Origin of the sequence: Sulfitobacter brevis, assembly GCF_900112755.1 — a bacterium.
GTDB classification, from domain to species: domain Bacteria; phylum Pseudomonadota; class Alphaproteobacteria; order Rhodobacterales; family Rhodobacteraceae; genus Sulfitobacter; species Sulfitobacter brevis.
Genome location: NZ_FOMW01000007.1, coordinates 196,714 through 214,109 on the forward strand (window position 1 = coordinate 196,714; position 17,396 = coordinate 214,109).

Below are 17,396 nucleotides of genomic sequence, written 5' to 3' on the forward strand. Positions count from 1 at the left end.
AAAAAGAGACACCGCCCTCGTGAACGCTGAAACTCCGGTCATTCAGATCAACGACCTGCACAAAGCCTATGGATCGCTCGAAGTCCTCAAGGGCGTCAGCCTTTCTGCGCCGCGCGGTCACGTCACCTCGTTGATCGGTTCGTCCGGCTCTGGCAAGTCAACGCTGTTGCGGTGCTGTAACCTGCTGGAAGACAGCCAGCAGGGCGATGTTATCTTCAAGGGCGAACCGGTTAAGTGGAAGGGCACGGGACACCACCGCCGCCCCGCCGACGCCAAGCAGGTGCTGCGCATTCGCACCAACCTGTCGATGGTATTCCAGCAGTTCAATCTGTGGGCGCATATGTCGATTCTGCAGAATGTGATGGAAGCCCCGCTTACAGTTCTGGGCCGTGATCGCGCCGAGGTTGAAAAGGCCGCGCGCGGATATCTGGAGAAGGTCGGTATTGGCGATAAATGCGATGCCTACCCCGCCCAGCTTTCCGGTGGCCAACAGCAGCGTGCCGCCATTGCACGCGCTTTGTGCATGGAGCCCGAAGCCTTGTTGTTCGACGAACCGACAAGCGCGCTCGACCCCGAGCTGGAGCAGGAAGTTGTGCGCGTCATCAAGGATTTGGCCGGCGAAGGCCGCACGATGATGATCGTTACACATGATATGAAATTGGCCGCTGATGTATCGGATCACGTCGTGTTCCTGCATCAAGGGCTGATCGAAGAACAAGGGCCGCCAGAGACGCTGTTTGGCGCGCCCGAGTCAGAACGTCTGCAAGGGTTTCTTTCCGCTACCCAAGCTGCGTAAATAAAAAAACCAATAAACGGGAGACGACCAATGAAAAAGATTCTACTCGCCACAGCGGCGCTGACATTTTCCGCAGGCTTTGCCATGGCAGACGCCCACGGCAAAACAATCCGCATGGGAACAGAAGGCGCATACCCTCCCTACAACTTCATCAACGACAAAGGCGAAGTTGACGGGTTCGAGCGTGAGTTGGGCGATGAGCTGTGCAAACGCGCTGAACTGACCTGCGAATGGGTCAAGAACGACTGGGACAGCATCATCCCCAACCTCGTTTCCGGCAACTATGACACCATCATGGCAGGCATGAGCATCACTGACGAGCGTGATGAAGTCATCGACTTCACCCAGAACTATTACCCGCCCACTGCCTCGGCCTATGCCGCTGCATCCGACGGCGTTGACCTAAAAGGCGGCGTTGTTGCGGCGCAGACGTCGACCATTCAGGCGGGCTACATCGCTGAAAGCGGCGCAACGCTGGTTGAATTCGCAACACCCGAAGAGACCGTCGCCGCTGTGCGCAATGGCGAAGCCGACGCAGTGTTTGCCGACAAAGATTACCTCGTGCCACTCGTCGAGGAATCAGCGGGCGAGCTGATGTTCGTTGGCGATGATGTGCCACTGGGCGGTGGCATTGGCCTTGGCCTGCGTGAAAGCGACACCGAGCTGAAAGAAAAGTTCGACACCGCGATTACTGCGATGAAAGAAGACGGCTCGCTCAACACGATGCTGAAAAAGTGGTTTGGCGAAGAAACCAAAACCTACTGATCCTATCGGATTGCCTTGGGCGGGGGGGCAGATATGCCTTCCCGTTCAATTCGTGTTAACCTCCCCTACAGCCTGAAAAGAGCCTCGCTATTTTCGAGTTCTGCACAGATCCCTCGACCTTGGACGACTGGCACTGGTTCGCCTGCTACCTGACCACAGGTGTGCATATGTCGTTCTACCTGTCGTTCCTTAAGGTCTTGTTGCTGCTCGCAGTGACAGCGCCCGTCGCGCTGGCCTTCGGCTTTGCAGGAGCGATGGCCGCGCGGGCGCATTTCGCGCCGGTATCGTGGCTCGGCAAAGCCTATATCGCGCTGGTGCGGGGCGTGCCCGACATCGCGTTTTTCCTGTTTTTCGTAATCGCGCTGGATCAGGCGATTGAATATGCGCGCCACAAAGTGCTCTGCCCCGATTGGGACCTGCCGGTGCGGCAAGGCAATGATTTCGTGGTCTGTCAGGCCGCCAAGATGCCTTTGGGAAATTCGGCGCAATGGGTGCACGAATCCTACGGCTTCGCGCTTGCCGTCGTGACATTTGCCATCGTTTTCGGCGCTTTCGGGGCCAATGTACTTTTTGGCGCCATGCGTGCTGTGCCCCGTGCCCAATTGGAAACCGCCGAAGCCTACGGCATGTCGCGCCGTCAGACCTTCTGGCGTGTGATGGTGCCGCAGATGTGGGTCTACGCCCTGCCCGGCCTGTCAAATCTGTGGATGATTTTGATCAAAGCCACACCGCTGCTGTTCTTGCTTGGCGTTGAGGATATCGTCTATTGGGCCCGCGAACTGGGCGGCACGAAAACCCCCCGCTTCACCGATTATCCGCACCCTGACTGGCGCATGTGGTATTTTTTGGCGCTCTTGGTGTTCTACCTTTGCTTCACGCGCGCGTCCGAAGTGGCGCTGGCGCGGCTGATGAACCGTCTGACCCGCGGTCAGGCCACCACCGGCGGCGAAGCGCAAAGGAAAGCGGCATGAGCTGCCTTCAAACCATTCAGGACTACGGCCTGCGCTCGCTCGGCATTGGCGAACGGTTGCTGCCTAAAGACAATTTCACGCTATGCGAACAGTTTACCCTGATCGGCTCCGGCATGATCTGGAACATCTACTTTGGCATTGTCGCCCTGGTGACCGGATTTGCCTTTGCGACAGCGCTCGGGCTTGGCAAGGCCAGCAGCAATATCTGGCTGCGCAAACCCTCGGAATGGTTCATCTTTTTGTTCCGTGGCTCGCCGCTGTTCATTCAGTTCTTCTTTGGCTACTTCTTGTTTCTCAGCCTGAAATCGCAATACGCATTCTTCGCCCCTTTTACGGCGGCATGGTTGGGTGCGCTGATTGTGCTTTTCTTCAACACAGCCGCCTATTCCGCCGAAATATTTTACGGCGCGCTGCAATCCATCCCCAAGGGCGATGTAGAGGCGGCGGATGCCTACGGGCTTTCAGGCTGGCACCGTTTCCGGCGGGTGATCTGGCCCACCTCGCTGCGGCTGGCGTGGCCCGCCTATACCAACGAGGCGATCTTCCTGTTCCACGCCACGACACTAGTGTTTTTCAGCGGTTTCCCCGCATGGCAACAGCGCGGCGATGCGCTCTATTACGCCAGCTATTTTGCTGACAAAACCTTCAACCCCTTTGTGCCCTATCCGATCCTTGCTGGATATTTCATCATCCTGACTGTTATCGTGATTTCGGTCTTCGGAATGATCAATGCGCGGCTCAACCGGCACCTGCCTCAGGAAAATCGTCGCAAAATTCGCTTGCGCATTAATCTGATCCGGTAGTATCCAACATTTGATCAAATTATTTGGCGCGTGGGCGTCAATACACTTTGCCACTCTGGCCAAGCCGATTTCGTGCCCACTGCCCTGTCAGGTGAGTTATGAATAATTGGCTACGCAAACACCCTTCTGTCCGCACCATCCGCGTTGCAGCGGCTGACCTGAACGGTCAGGCCCGTGGCAAACGGATCCCTGTCCGCTTTGCCGACAAGGTGACAACCGAAGGCACGCGCTTTCCGATGTCCGTGCTCAACCTCGACATCTGGGGCGAAGACATCGACGACAGCCCGCTGGTGTTTGATTCCGGCGATGCCGATGGCGTGCTGAAACCGACCGAGCGGGGCTTCATGCCGATGCCCTGGCTTGAGGCGCCCTCCGCCCTGCTGCCGATCTGGATGTTCCATGAGGACGGGCGCCCCTATGGCGGTGATCCGCGCCACGCCCTGCGTGCGGTGCTGGACCGTTTTAAGGCGCGTGGGCTGACACCGGTCTGCGCGGTCGAGCTTGAGTTCTTTCTGATCGACGATTCGGGCCGCAAGTTGCAGGTGCCGATCTCGCCGCGCTCTGGCAAGCGCCGCAAAGCCGCCGAGACTCTGTCGATCCGTGCGCTTGACCAGTTCGATGAATTCTTCACCGATCTTTATGACGCCTGCGAAGAGATGGACATTCCCGCCGATACCGCGATTTCCGAAGCCGGTCTGGGCCAGTTCGAGATTAACCTGATGCATTGCGATGATGCCCTGCGCGCCGCCGATGATGCATGGTTGTTCAAGATGCTGGTCAAGGGTCTGGCGCGGCGGCATGGCTTTGCCGCCTCGTTTATGGCCAAGCCCTACGAGGATTATGCCGGCTCCGGTCTGCACACCCACTTCTCGGTTCTGGACAAGAACGGCGACAACGTCTTTGACAATGGCGGCCCCGAAGGCACCGATGTGATGCGCCACGCGGTTGCAGGCTGCATTGACGCCATGCCCGGCTCGGCGCTGGTGTTCTGCCCGCATGCGAACAGTTTTGACCGCATGGTGCCCGGCGCACACGCGCCCACAGGCATCTCATGGGCCTATGAAAACCGCACCTCCTCGATCCGCATTCCTTCGGGCAGCCACAAGGCCCGCCGGATCGAGCATCGCGTTTCAGGGGGTGACGTGAACCCCTATCTGATGCTGGCCGCCGTTCTGGGCGCCGCCATCAACGGTATCGAGGATGGCAAGGAGCCGCCCGCCCCGATCACCGGCAACGCCTATGCTGCCGATCTTCCGCAGATTCCCACCAACTGGACCGAGGCGATCGACAAGTTTGAAACCTGCGAGCACGTCGCACGGATTTTCGCTCCCGAACTGGTGCGCAACTTCGTACTGACGAAGCGTCAGGAAGTGCATTATATGCAGGAGTTGAACCCGCAAGAGCAGGTCGAAATTTACCTCGATACCGTATAAACAGGTGCACCCCATGAAAATTGGCATCCTCCAGACCGGCCACTCGCCCGATGACTTTCGGGAAAGCCTTGGCGATTATGGCCAGATGTTTACCCGCCTTCTGGACGGCCACGGCTTTGAGTTCGAGATATTCTCGGTCGTGGACAACGAGTTTCCGGATAGCATCACTGCGGCGGACGGCTGGTTGATAACGGGGTCCAAACATGGTGCCTATGAGCTTCACGACTGGATCCCGCCGCTGGAGGAGTTCATTCGCGACACCTATGCAGACGGGCGGCCGATGGTTGGCGTGTGTTTCGGCCACCAGATCATCGCCCAAGCGCTCGGCGGTAAGGTCGAGAAATTTGCAGGCGGCTGGTCTGTCGGGCGCACCGAATACGACATGGGCGATCACAAGGTCGCCCTGAACGCTTGGCATCAGGATCAGGTTGTCGAGCGTCCCGAGGGCGCCGAGGTCATCGCCTCGTCGCATTTCTGCGCAAACGCGGGGCTGATTTATGACAACCGCATCTGGACAATCCAGCCGCACCCGGAATTCGGGCATGATTTTATCGATGGCTTGCTGCGCACCCGTGGCAAGGGCGTGGTCCCCGACCACCAGATCGAAGCCGCAACGGCGACGCTGAACGCGCCGCTCGACAACAACGACATCGCCAAAGAGATGGCGGAATTTTTAAAGAAGAACCGGAAAGAGAGGGCCTGATGGCCGACTGGACAGATAGCTTACCTGCAGCAGCAACGGAGTATTTGCAGGGCCGACGGCTCGACGAAGTGGAATGCATTATCCCCGACCTGCCTGGCATTGCGCGCGGCAAGGCGGTTCCAGCCAGCAAATTCGCCCGGCAGGAGTATTTCCACCTCCCCGACAGCATTTTTTACCAAACTATCACCGGCGAATGGGGCGAGGCCGCAGGCGCGGATGGCTTTATCGAAAAAGACATGATCCTGCGCCCGGATATGAGCACGGCAACCGCCGCGCCATGGACCGCCGACTGGACACTACAGATCATCCACGACGCCTATGATCGCGACGGCGAACCGGTGCCCTACTCGCCGCGCAACGTGCTTAAGCGTGTGGTCGACCTCTACCGCGCCCAAGGGTGGGAGCCTGTTGTTGCGCCGGAGATGGAATTTTTCCTCGTCGCCCGTAACCTTGATCCCGCGCATGAGATCAAGCCGATGATGGGCCGCTCGGGCCGCCCCGCCGCCGCACGTCAGGCCTATTCGATGACTGCGGTCGATGAATTCGGCCCCGTCATCGATGACATTTACGATTTCGCCGAGGCGCAAGGCTTCGAGATTGACGGCATCACCCAAGAGGGCGGTGCCGGCCAGTTGGAGATCAACCTGCTGCACGGTGATCCAGTCAAGCTTGCCGACGAGGTCTTCTACTTCAAACGCCTGATCCGCGAAGCCGCTTTGCGCCACGATTGCTATGCTACCTTTATGGCCAAACCGATCGCCACCGAACCCGGCAGTGCAATGCACATTCATCATTCGGTGCTGGACGTGGAGACTGGCAAGAGCATCTTCTCGGACGCACAAGACGGCGAGACCGATGCCTTCTATCACTTCATCGCCGGTTTGCAGAACCACATGCCGAACGCGCTTGCTGTGATCGCACCCTATGTGAACAGCTACCGCCGCTATGTGAAAGACCACGCCGCGCCGATTAACCTCGAATGGGGCCGCGACAACCGCACCACGGGCATCCGTGTACCTTTGAGCAAGCCTGCCTCGCGTCGTGTCGAAAACCGTATCCCTGGCATGGATTGCAACCCCTACCTCGGGATCGCTGCCAGCCTCGCCTGCGGCTATCTGGGGCTGATGGAAGCCAAGCAGCCCAAGGTCGAGTTCCAAGGCGATGCCTATGACGGTGACGGAGATATTCCGCAGGTGCTGGGCGATGCGCTGGAGATGTTCGAGCAGGCCACCGATCTGCATGATATCTTGGGGCCCGAGTTCGCCCGTGTCTATTCGATCGTCAAGCGCGCCGAATATGAGGAGTTCTTGCAGGTTATTTCCCCTTGGGAGCGCGAACATTTGTTGATGAACGTATAAGCCTGACCTTGGGCCCGACCCTGCACTTTTAGCCCTGAAAGGCAGAGCGATGAACCTGCTTTACGCCAACGACCAGCACGGCAAATATCCCGATAGCTGGTATGCCGCGACAGCCACGCCGCTCGCGCCTTTTCCTGCACTTAAAGGCACCGTAAAGGCCGATGTCTGCGTGGTGGGCGGCGGCTATACGGGGCTTTCGGCCGCGCTGCATCTGGCGCAAGCGGGGCGCGACGTGGTGCTGATTGAGGCACAGCGCGTAGGATTTGGCGCGTCAGGCCGCAATGGCGGGCAATTGGGCAGCGGCCAACGGGTAGACCAACAGGGTCTCGAAAAAATGCTCGGCGACGCGGCGGCGCTGCGCCTGTGGGAGATGGGTGAAGAGGCCAAGTCGTTGGTCAAATCTTTGATCGCCGAGCATAAAATAGATTGCCACCTGAAGCCGGGCGTCGCATGGACCGCCTCCAGCAAATCAGAAGTCGCGCATCTGCACGATTACGCCCACCATCTGCAAAGCCGCTATGGCTATGATCAGATCGAAACGCTGGACCATGCCGCGCTGCAATCGGTCTGCCCCTCGCCCGACTACCACGGCGGGGTGCTGGATATGGGCGCGGCACATCTGCACCCATTGAATTATGCGCTCGGGCTTGCCCGTGCCGCCGCCGCTGCGGGGGTGCGCATCTACGAATCCTCCGCCGCCCATGACATTGAAGAAGGCCTCAAAACAACCGTCCATACCGACGCTGGCAAGATCGAGGCGCGCCATGTGGTGCTGGCCTGCAACGGCTACCTCGGTGCGCTGAACCGCAAGGTCGCTGCGCGTGTCATGCCGATCAACAATTTTATCGCCGCGACCGAACCCTTGGGGGATCGCATCGCCGATGTCCTGCCGCGCGATGTCGCTGTGGCTGACGACCGTTTCGTGGTGAATTACTTCCGCCTCAGCCAGGACGGGCGGTTGCTGTTCGGGGGGGGCGAAAGCTATGGCTACCGCTTCCCCGCCGACATTGCCGCCAAGGTTCGTAAGCCGATGTCGGTGGTGTTTCCGAACCTCAAAGACGTCAAGATCGACTATGCATGGGGCGGCACGCTGGCGATCACGATGAAGCGCCTGCCGTTTTTGGCCCGTCTGGGCCCCAATATCCTGTCGGCCTCGGGTTACTCCGGCCACGGGGTCGGCACCGCCACCCACGCCGGTTACCTCATGGCCCGCGCCATCCAGGGCGATGGCGATGGTTTTGACACAATGGCAGCGATCCCCACCCCTGCCTTCCCCGGCGGTGCCGCATTGCGTAACCCGCTGCTGGTTCTAGCTATGAGCTGGTTTTCCCTGCGCGACCGTCTGGGTTTCTAGCCCTTCACAAAAGCTTCACTTGCGAAACCACCGATCCCCCTTGGCGCCCAACATTATTTGTTTTACCTTTCTGAAAATGACTATTTGGAAAGATGAAATATGATACTTCCAAACCTGCATCAGGCCGAACCCATTCCCGAACGTGCGATGGCGGATCTGGCCGCGCTTTTGCAATCGGCTGACCTTTTCCGCTACACTGCCGCGACCGACGCGCCGGTCTCCCTGCTGGAGGCTGAATTCGCCGAAATGATGGGCAGCAAATATGCTCTAGCCGTCTCCTCTTGCTCGGCGGCACTGTTCTTGTCGCTGCTGGCACTTGATCTGCCCCGCGACGCCCGCGTGCTGATCCCCGGCTTCACTTTCGCTGCCGTCCCTTCCGCTGTGATCCACGCAAATTGTACGCCGGTGCTTTGCGAAGTCGGCGAGAATTACCGCATTGATCTGGATGATTTCGCCGCAAAGCTTGGCGACGTGCAGGGCGTGATCATCAGCCACATGCGCGGCCATACCTCCGACATGGACGCCATCACTACTCTTTGTGAAAACGCTGGCATCCCGATGATCGAGGATGCGGCACATTCGCTTGGCACACTGTGGCAGGGCCGCAAAATAGGCACCATCGGGCGGGTCGGTTGCTTTTCCTTCCAGTCCTACAAGATGATCAATGCGGGCGAAGGCGGGATCATGATCACCGATGATCCTGACCTGATCGCGCGCGCGATCATTATGTCCGGGGCCTACGAGCATAACTGGAAGAAGCACCCGGTGCTGCAAGACAGCTTTGCGCGACACCAGAACAAGCTACCGCTGTATAATCTGCGGATGTCGAACCTTGCCGCTGTGGTAATTCGCCCGCAGCTTGCGGAACTTCCACGCCGCGTTGCAAACGGCTTGCGCAACCACGATTACGTTGCCGCAAAGCTCAGCACCTCACCCCACATCGTGGTGCCAGCGCCGCTTGCCGGAGAGGTCCGCGCCCCGGATTCGATCCAGTTCAACCTCACCGGCCTCTCCGACGCCGAGATCCGCGATTTCGCCTTCGCGAGCGATGCAGCGGGCGTCAAGGTACAGGTCTTTGGCCAAAGCACCGACAATGCCCGCGCGTTCTGGAACTGGCAGTTTATCACTGACCTGCCCGAACTGCCACGCACCCGCGCGATGTTGATGAAGGCCTGCGACGTGCGCCTGCCCGTGCAACTGCAGCAAAACGAGTTGGATCAGGTCTGCGCGACCTTGTTGGGCGCTCTCGCCACCGCGACTAAGGCCCACGCGGCCTGATCTGCTCCTAGCTTCATTTGGCTAAGTAAACTCAGAGCCCCGCCTCAGTCGCATGAAACCGCGACTGAGGCAGGGCCTATCTTGCACTCAGAAACTTAAGAAAACGTCGCCAAAGTTATTTGAGCTTGGATAGTTTATCCTGAAGCTCCGCCAATTGCTTTTTGATCGCATCAAGATCTTCGTTCGGCTCCGCTGCCGCTTCGGCAGTTGCAGGTTTCGGCCCTTTGCCGCTGCCCCAGCCGCCGGTCATCGCCTTCATAAAGGCTTCTTGCTGCGCCTGCATGACGCCCAAGCCCGGCATCTTGGCCATCGGGTTGATCGATGACATGTTCTCCATCACCCGCGCCTGACCGTCGCGCAGCATATCAAACGAGCTTTGCAAGAACTGTGGCACAACCGAAACATCGCCCGACATATAGCTGCGCACCAGATCGTTGAGCACGGCCACAGGCAGCACCGATTCACCACGGCTTTCGTGTTCGGCAATGATCTGCAAAAGATACTGGCGCGTCAGATCATCGCCCGACTTCAGGTCGACAATCTGCACTTCACGGCCATCGCGGATAAACCCCGAAATATCCTCCAGCGTCACATAGTCGCTGGTTTCGGTGTTATAGAGGCGTCTGGACGCATAGCGTTTTATTAACAAAGGTTTTGGAGTGTCGGCCACGGTAATCCTCCCCGAAAACGGCTTGCTGCACTGCAGCCTAGGGCAGCATTTCCCAAAAGGAAACACCGCATGACAATGGGGGGCCGTGACAAAGCGCGCCACATGAAAAAGGGCGGGCCCTATTGGACCCGCCCTACCCTACATCCACCAGGGAGGAAATGATGTAAGGTTAGTGCCTTACTTCGACGCGGCTTTTTTAGTCGCGGCGGAAACGTCGTCGGTTGCTTTCTTGACGGCTTTGCTGGCGTCGTCCTGCATGTTTTTACCGGCAGCCATCATCAGTTCAACGGTATCCATTTGAACTTTTTTGGCGATCTCTGCGAAGGCAGACATGTGCTCGGCAGCAACTTCAGCCGATGCCGACGCGAAGTCGGTCATTGCTTTGGCGTAATCTGCAGGCTCTTGCTTGGCTTTCGACATTTCGGACAGCTTGGTCAGCGTGTCTTTGGTCCATTTGCTGGAGATCTCGGCGGACTTCTCAGCGGCTGTCAGGGCAACGCCCGAAAGCTTTTCATTCAGGCTCGCGGCGTTCTTGAAGGAACCTTCCATTGCGGAAGTATCAACCGGGAAAGAGCCCATAACGTCTTTGAACATAGCGGCCATATCAGGTGTCTTTGTCATCTGTCATATCCTTTGTTGCGTTAGGTGCGGGCCAATCCCGCTGTTTTCGCTTCTGAACAGGATATACATGCTGCAGTGCGGCATTTCAAGGTTTTTTTCTGCGCTGCAGCATAAATTTTTCTAGGGCGCAAGAGCCAATGGAATCAAAGCTTTGCCTTCTTGGCCACATAGGAACCGGGTGCATCGCTCAATACTTCGCGCCCGCCATCGCCGGGGAATCGGGCCTCGATCTGCTTGCCGGAGCGTTTTTTCAGCCACTTTTCCCACCGTGGCCACCATGATCCGTCAGTAAAGCTTGCCCCTGACAGCCAGTCGGTGTGGTCGAGATCAAGGTCGGCATTCACGTAGTGGCCATATTTGCCCTTGCTTGGCGGGTTCACAATGCCTGCGATGTGACCTGACTGGGTCATGATGAAGGTTTTGCTCTGCGAGCCCATCTTTTGCACACCGCGGTAACAATCCTTCCACGGTGCGATGTGATCGGTCTCACAGGCAATGGCGCAGATTGGTACGTCAATGTCGCCAAGCTCCAGATGATGGTCCATCAGATCAAAGCCGCCATCGGCCAGTTCATTTTTTTGGCACAGCCCGCGCAAATATTGCATCGCCATTTTGGCAGGCAGGTTCGCCCCGTCGCCGTTCCAGTACAGCAGATCGAACGCAGGCGGGGTCTCTCCCATCATGTAGCTTTTCACCGCAGGCCCATAGACCAGATCGTTGGACCGCAAAAACGAGAACGTACGTGCCATAATTACCGAAGGTAAAACGCCCTTGTCGGCGGTCTCGGCTTCGATCCCGTCGATAAAGTCATCGGTCAGGAACGGCTGGAACTCTCCCTGATCGGAGAAATCTGTAAGCGCGGTAAAGAAGGTCGCCGATTTAATAGAGGTATCGCCGCGCTGTTTGAGCAGCGATAGCGTCAGCGACAGCGTGGTGCCGGCAATACAATAGCCGACCGCATTAACCTGCTTTTCGCCGGTGATCGCTTTGACCTCATTGATCGCGGCCAGATAGCCTTCTTCGATATAATCTTCCATGCCGGTATCGCGGTAGCTGGGATCAGGGTTCACCCAAGACACCATGAACAGCGTATAGCCTTGATCTACGACGTATTTCACAAAGCTGTTCTGGGCTTTCAGGTCGAGAATATAAAACTTGTTGATCCACGGCGGAAACACCAACAGCGGCGTCGCATGCACCTTGTCAGTGCTGGGCGTGTATTGGATCAGCTCGAACATCCGGTTGCGAAATACCACCTTGCCCGGGCTGGTGGCGATATTGCGGCCAAGCTCAAAGGCGCTTTCATCGGCCAGCTTGACGATCAACTCGCCGTTGTTGGCCTCAAGGTCGGAAATCAGATTCTCCAGCCCCTTGATCAGGCTTTCGCCCTCGGTCGCTACCGCCCGCTCCAATGCATCGGGATTGGTAGCGAGGAAATTGGTCGGGCTCATCATCTCGATGATCTGGTGGCTGAAGTATTTGAGCCGGTTCTTTTCCGCATCGTCCATGTCAGTCACGCCATCAACGGCCTGCCGCAGCGCCTCGGCGTTAATCATGTACTGTTGTTTAACAAAATTAAAATAGGGATGACTCTGCCACAACGGATTGGAAAAGCGCCGGTCGGTGCCGGTTTTATCCTCGGGGGCTTTTAGCTCCCCATGTGAAAGCGCCTGCTGGGCCTCCATAAAATGGGTGACCGTCTTGGACCAATAGCCCATCTGGTGTTCCATTAGCTTGGCGGGGTTCTGCATCGCTTCGGCCCAATAGGACTGGGCCGCCTTGGAGAACAGCTCCTGATTCGGGCCGTCCAATGTCTTTTGATGTGTCTGGCGATTGGTCATCACCTGCGTCAACCGGTCGGTCAGCGCTTCGACTTTCTTGAGATTCTGCGCCATCCGCGAGAGTGACGCATCGGCAGGTGGAGCGTTTTCCGTTGTTTCAGTTGTCATCTTAACCTTTAGCTCCTATCTTTGCACTTGCAGCATAACGTCACCCGACTTCAGGGGGGAGGAGTGGCGAGGTGCCCAGCAGAGGGCCTAGAACAAGGAAACCCTATCATGCGCTTTATGGCAAACTACGATTTGATGGAAACCATCCGGAATACTAACCAGTGGCTCGGCGCTTCAGCGCTTGCCATGGCATCCTACCCCGCTTTTTCTATGTTTCCAAACCCTGCGTTGGAATGGATGGGCGCTTGGGGCGAAGTGACGGAACGTACATTTGGCCGCATGGTGGTCAAACCCGATTGGAACATCCCCGCCGTGGTCGGCCCCGATGGTCAGGACCATGTGGTGAACATCACTTGCGCGCTGAAACGCCCCTTTGGCGACCTCATCCATTTCGAGCCTCAGGGCATGGAACAGCCCAAGCGCAAAGTGCTGCTGTTTGCTCCGATGTCCGGTCACTATGCCACGCTGCTGCGTTCGACCGTGATCAGCCTTCTGCCCGATTGTGACGTCTATATAACCGATTGGCACAACGCGCGGGATATCCCTGTCAGCGCCGGTAAATTCGATGTGGAGGACTATACCCTCTATCTGGTCGAGTTCATGCGCCACCTCGGTCCCGACACCCATGTCATCGCCGTGTGCCAGCCTGCACCCCTGGCACTGGCCGCAACCGCCTATCTCGCCGAAGAGCAGCCTGACGCGCAGCCGCGCTCACTGACGCTGATCGGCGGCCCGATCGATCCGGACGCAACGCCGACGGATGTGACCGATTTCGGCCACCGCGTGACGATGGGCCAGCTAGAGCAATCGATGATCCAGCAGGTCGGCTTCAAGTTTGCCGGCGTGGGCCGCAAGGTCTATCCTGGTTTGTTGCAGCTTGCCTCGTTCATCTCGATGAACAGCGACACCCACCGGGATGCATTTGTCGAACAGATCCAGCGGGTCGCCAGTAAATCTTCGCATGAGCATGACAAGCACAACAAATTTTACGACGAGTATCTGGCCGTCATGGACATGCCGGCGGAGTTCTACCTCTCCACTGTCGAGCGCATTTTCAAAGAGCGCGAGATTGCCCGAAATGTCTTCGAAGTGAAGGGCCGTCCAGTCGATATTGGCAAGATCACAACAGTCTCCGTCATGACCGTCGAGGGTTCAAAAGACGATATCTCCGCCCCCGGCCAGTGTATTGCCGCGCTTGATCTGCTTACCGGTCTGCCAGACGCAAAAAAAGCCAGCCACCTCGAAGACGGTGCCGGACACTACGGTATTTTTGCAGGGGGCAGCTGGCGTAATAACATCCGCCCCTTGGTACTCGATTTCATCGACGCGAGCCAGGACGATGCCACTGCGACACCGCGCAGAGGTGCAAAGAAAGCCGCCAACAAGAACGCAGCGGCCTAAAACCACGCGCCGCCCTTCTCTCGGGAATTTCAGGGGGAAGGGCGGGCGATCTCTGCGGCCGATATCGGCGCGCAATTATCCTAGTGCAGCACAAACGGCTGCTTCATCCAATTGCGCAATGCGGCTGTGACGTCTTCGGGCTGCTCCAGCGTTGGCAGATGGCCCGCCTCCTCCATCACTTCCAGATGCGCGCTGGGAATGAGCTCAGCCATAAAGCTGTGCCGTTTGACCGAAAACAGCGGATCATGCGCCCCGCAGAGCACCAGTGTCGGCACTTTGCATTTGCGCAAGGTCGCCTGCTGGTCTTTGCGACGCTGCAACGCACGGCACTGGCGGATATAGACTTCGGGCCCGAGAGCCTGTGCCATGTCGAGCACCAATTCCATCACGCCGCTTCGATGCCCGCCGGGCGCCAAATGAGCCACGTTGACCTCATCGCGCATCACTTCCATCAGCCGCCCCGACCGCGCGCGCACGATCTGCGGTTCGCGGTTGGCAGCACTGGCGGGGGTTTCGGCCAGCGGCGTGGTCGAGATCAGGGCAAGTCGGCTGACCCGATCCGGCGCTCGGCGCAAAATCTCCATCGCAACGATGCCGCCCAAACCAAAGCCTGCCAGCGCAAATCGTTTCGGCAGCAGGTCGAGCAGGCTTGAGGCGATTTCCTCGATCCGTTCGCCTTGTGTGACGGGCGCGACCATGATCGCCATATCGGCAGACAGCTCCGCAATCTGCGGGCCGAACAGCCGCGCGTCGCACATCAAGCCGGGCAAGAGCACCAAAGGTTCAGCCATCGGGGGTCGCCACCGTCATATTCATCGTTTTCGGCCCCCTGCCGCATGTCGTCGCATCCGCTCTATATCATGCCCTTCTCGTGCCGCAACACGGGGCTGCGCAAGCCGCGAAACGGGGGGAAATCCGCGTATCTCGCTTTGCGGACCTCGGCGGTTTCCTCCGGTGTACCGCCCGCCCGCAACAAGGTGCCCCGTGGCGCGATGTAGCTGGAGATTGTGCGCAATGGTGTGGGCCGCCATGCCAGATTAAGCGCTGCCAGTTTCGGAAAAAACCACATTTCGGAATAGGGCAGATGATCGTGGATCCACCACGCCAGATCGCGCCAGTCACGTCCCTGTGCATAGTGGTCCGCGAACCACGGCACCACGATACTGGCCCCCGCAATCGCTTCCGCGCCCTGCCCGCGATCCCAGATATGACATTCCAGCGGATAATCATTGCGCGCGCAGTTAAGGTTATGGGCATTGCCATAGCTGTTGAGCACCGCCGAGCGATAGCCCGAGCGCACCGCCAGCCGCCCGAAGGTCTCCTCCAGCGGGTCGAGTAGCTGGCGGCACAGGGCTTTTCCGTGGGCAATTACCAAATCGGGGTCATCGGGAATGTTCTGCACCCCGTGGAACGCGGTAATCTCTGAGTGGAGAAAATCACGCAGATAGAAATGCGGCGACAGCCGGACCCGCCCCAGCTCCTCCAACCCCCGCATGCTGCCCGGTTTGCGTCTCACAGCCTTTCGGCCCATTCAACGATCATCGCCACGGTTGGCGCTGTCAGGTTTGGCGACAGGATATCGCCCGCAATAACATGGGCGCTGGGATCGTCCTGCGGTCCGGTGATCACAGCGTTGATCTGCGCAGGCCCGCCCCAAGCCGCAGCTACCTCGCGCGTGATGTCAGGGCGCACCACGGCGTCGGCATCCGAGAAGATGAACAGCGCGGGCACCGTGGCTTTAGCAAAATTCAAACCCACGACCTTCTTGACCAGCGCCGCCATCGGTAGCGCGGCAACGCTGGGATATGTCGTCGTCCAGTATTTGCCCTGCGCAGCATTGGCGGGGCTGAAGCTGCGGGTTTCTCCCGCCAGCAAAGGCAGCCAATACCGCGCCGCAGGCCATGTCAGCAAAGGCGCCAGCGGGTTGTTGACGCCAAAATTGGGCGAGACCATCACGATACCCGCGACGTCCTCCATCAACGCCTCATCCAGCGCTGCCGCCGCCGCCAGCGTACCACCTGTCGATGTGGACAGGATCAAGACCTTCGATCCAACCTTGCGCGCCACCGCCAGCGCCTCGGCGACATCATGCATCCATGCCGCGACGGTCGCCTCGGCCATCACCGCACCGGCCCGCCCGTGGCCCTTGAGCCGGGTCAGCACCAGATTGGCCCCCAGCGCTTGCGCGACCGCATCCGGTACCGGACGGATTTCTTGGGCCGTGGCAGAAAACCCGTGCAGATAGACCACCGACCACGGCGCCGCCGACTTGTCCGCCTTGACCCAAACCACCTGCTTCTCGACGCCTGCGGTGATGTCATCAAAACGCGCCTCTTGCGTCGCGAGATAGGTGTCTACGCCTCCCTCCAAGACCGTCTCATCAAATCGCGTTGACAGATCGGCATCTTCATAGGGACCAAAAACCCACAACGCCGCGACCAGCACGGCAAAGATCAGCATCATAAAACCGAGGAGCTTGAGAGAGTGCCTCATCGGCTTGCGTTTAAGACGTCGTTTACCGCTGCCAGGATCAGATCAAGGCAGACCCCGTCGGAAAAACGATGGTCGGCGTCTTTGACCAAATTCAGGCGCATATCGGGTCCGCTGGCATGTTCGAGCAACCGGACAGCCGTGCTCACGCTCACAGCAGTATCGGCAGTGCCTTGCAGAAAGCGCACCGGAAACGGCAGATCAAGCGGGGTGCGCAGCACCAGATTGTTGCGGCCGTCCTCGATCATCCGCTGGGTAATGATGTAGGGCTCCATATAGTCCGACGGCAGCTCAACTTGTCCGGTCTGCGCCAGCGTGGCCTTTTGCGCTTCGGTGAAACTGGCCCAGTAGCCGTCTTCGGTGAAATCGGGGGCCGCGGCGATGGTGACAAGGCCCGCAATGCGTTGGGGTTGGGCGCGGGCCAACAGCAAGGCCTGCCATCCGCCCATGGAAGAGCCAACGGGCATGATCGGCCCTTGGGTCAGCTCTGCGACTGCGGCGGCGGTGTCTTCGGCCCAATCACCAATGCAGCCCTCGGTAAAGCTGCCCGAGGACTCGCCGTGCCCCGAGTAATCAAAGCGCAAAAACGCCCGCCCCTCAGCCCGCGCCCATTCCTCCAGAAACACCGCCTTGGTGCCCATCATATCGGACTTGAGCCCGCCCAGAAACACGATGCAGGGGCCAGCCCCCTCACTCAGGTGATAGGCGAGCCGCCGCCCCTTGGGTGTTTCCAGAAACTTGCTTTGGCTCATCAGAGGCCCCCTGTTTTATCCGATCATCGGAATTTCACGCCGTAAGGGCAAC

The 17,396-nt window shown here is 58.6% G+C and carries 17 protein-coding genes; 10 read left to right on the top strand and 7 right to left on the bottom strand.

Features of this window, described 5'->3' with window-relative positions:
- Positions 1–19 precede the first annotated feature (19 nt).
- The 9 genes from BM174_RS11445 (at position 20) to BM174_RS11485 (ending at position 9,461) form a co-directional block, all read left to right on the top strand.
- Positions 20–796, top strand: coding sequence for an ABC transporter ATP-binding protein (locus BM174_RS11445; RefSeq protein ID WP_093923988.1), 777 nt, complete (start codon positions 20–22; stop codon positions 794–796).
- Between the two features lie 30 nt (positions 797–826).
- Positions 827–1,561: a transporter substrate-binding domain-containing protein gene (locus tag BM174_RS11450; RefSeq protein ID WP_093923989.1), complete on the top strand. Its 735-nt coding sequence runs from the start codon at positions 827–829 to the stop codon at positions 1,559–1,561.
- Positions 1,562–1,650: 89 nt separating this feature from the next.
- Positions 1,651–2,532, top strand: a complete 882-nt coding sequence (locus tag BM174_RS11455; RefSeq protein WP_093923990.1) for an ABC transporter permease — start codon at positions 1,651–1,653, stop codon at positions 2,530–2,532.
- Positions 2,529–3,335 (top strand): ABC transporter permease, encoded by an 807-nt coding sequence (locus tag BM174_RS11460; RefSeq protein ID WP_093923991.1) that lies wholly within the window; start codon positions 2,529–2,531, stop codon positions 3,333–3,335. The genes BM174_RS11455 and BM174_RS11460 overlap by 4 nt, the downstream gene beginning before the upstream one ends.
- Before the next feature lie 98 nt (positions 3,336–3,433).
- Positions 3,434–4,768 (top strand): glutamine synthetase family protein, encoded by a 1,335-nt coding sequence (locus tag BM174_RS11465; RefSeq protein ID WP_093923992.1) that lies wholly within the window; start codon positions 3,434–3,436, stop codon positions 4,766–4,768.
- A gap of 13 nt (positions 4,769–4,781) precedes the next feature.
- Complete coding sequence (locus BM174_RS11470) at positions 4,782–5,471, top strand: type 1 glutamine amidotransferase (protein WP_093923993.1); 690 nt, start codon at positions 4,782–4,784, stop codon at positions 5,469–5,471.
- A complete protein-coding gene (locus BM174_RS11475; RefSeq protein WP_093923994.1) occupies positions 5,471–6,829 on the top strand; it encodes a glutamine synthetase family protein in 1,359 nt (452 codons plus the stop codon). Before BM174_RS11470 ends, BM174_RS11475 begins: the two co-directional genes overlap by 1 nt.
- A gap of 49 nt (positions 6,830–6,878) precedes the next feature.
- Positions 6,879–8,183, top strand: coding sequence for an NAD(P)/FAD-dependent oxidoreductase (locus BM174_RS11480; RefSeq protein WP_093923995.1), 1,305 nt, complete (start codon positions 6,879–6,881; stop codon positions 8,181–8,183).
- 99 nt (positions 8,184–8,282) lie between these two features.
- Positions 8,283–9,461: a DegT/DnrJ/EryC1/StrS family aminotransferase gene (locus BM174_RS11485; RefSeq protein ID WP_093923996.1), complete on the top strand. Its 1,179-nt coding sequence runs from the start codon at positions 8,283–8,285 to the stop codon at positions 9,459–9,461.
- Between the two features lie 115 nt (positions 9,462–9,576).
- Here the strand turns inward: BM174_RS11485 and phaR are convergent, their stop codons facing one another.
- From phaR to BM174_RS11500, 3 genes are all read right to left on the bottom strand, one after another.
- Positions 9,577–10,131, bottom strand: a complete 555-nt coding sequence (gene phaR, locus BM174_RS11490; protein WP_093923997.1) for a polyhydroxyalkanoate synthesis repressor PhaR — start codon at positions 10,129–10,131, stop codon at positions 9,577–9,579.
- 177 nt (positions 10,132–10,308) lie between these two features.
- The gene (locus tag BM174_RS11495) at positions 10,309–10,752 is read right to left on the bottom strand and encodes a phasin family protein (RefSeq protein ID WP_093923998.1); all 444 of its coding nucleotides are present in this window, start codon (positions 10,750–10,752) and stop codon (positions 10,309–10,311) included.
- A 143-nt stretch (positions 10,753–10,895) separates the two neighbouring features.
- Positions 10,896–12,701 (bottom strand): PHA/PHB synthase family protein, encoded by a 1,806-nt coding sequence (locus BM174_RS11500; protein WP_093923999.1) that lies wholly within the window; start codon positions 12,699–12,701, stop codon positions 10,896–10,898.
- Between the two features lie 108 nt (positions 12,702–12,809).
- Between BM174_RS11500 and phaZ the strand changes: the two genes are divergently transcribed.
- Positions 12,810–14,102 (top strand): polyhydroxyalkanoate depolymerase, encoded by a 1,293-nt coding sequence (phaZ, locus tag BM174_RS11505; RefSeq protein WP_093924000.1) that lies wholly within the window; start codon positions 12,810–12,812, stop codon positions 14,100–14,102.
- Positions 14,103–14,182: 80 nt separating this feature from the next.
- On the opposite strand, the gene BM174_RS11510 is transcribed toward phaZ, so the two are convergent.
- From BM174_RS11510 to BM174_RS11525, 4 genes are all read right to left on the bottom strand, one after another.
- Positions 14,183–14,893, bottom strand: a complete 711-nt coding sequence (locus BM174_RS11510) for an alpha/beta fold hydrolase (protein ID WP_093924001.1) — start codon at positions 14,891–14,893, stop codon at positions 14,183–14,185.
- 62 nt (positions 14,894–14,955) lie between these two features.
- Positions 14,956–15,597: a hypothetical protein gene (locus BM174_RS11515; protein WP_093924002.1), complete on the bottom strand. Its 642-nt coding sequence runs from the start codon at positions 15,595–15,597 to the stop codon at positions 14,956–14,958.
- Positions 15,598–15,614: 17 nt separating this feature from the next.
- A complete protein-coding gene (locus tag BM174_RS11520; RefSeq protein ID WP_093924003.1) occupies positions 15,615–16,595 on the bottom strand; it encodes an alpha/beta hydrolase in 981 nt (326 codons plus the stop codon).
- Complete coding sequence (locus BM174_RS11525; RefSeq protein WP_093924004.1) at positions 16,592–17,344, bottom strand: alpha/beta hydrolase; 753 nt, start codon at positions 17,342–17,344, stop codon at positions 16,592–16,594. Before BM174_RS11525 ends, BM174_RS11520 begins: the two co-directional genes overlap by 4 nt.
- Positions 17,345–17,396: the final 52 nt, after the last annotated feature.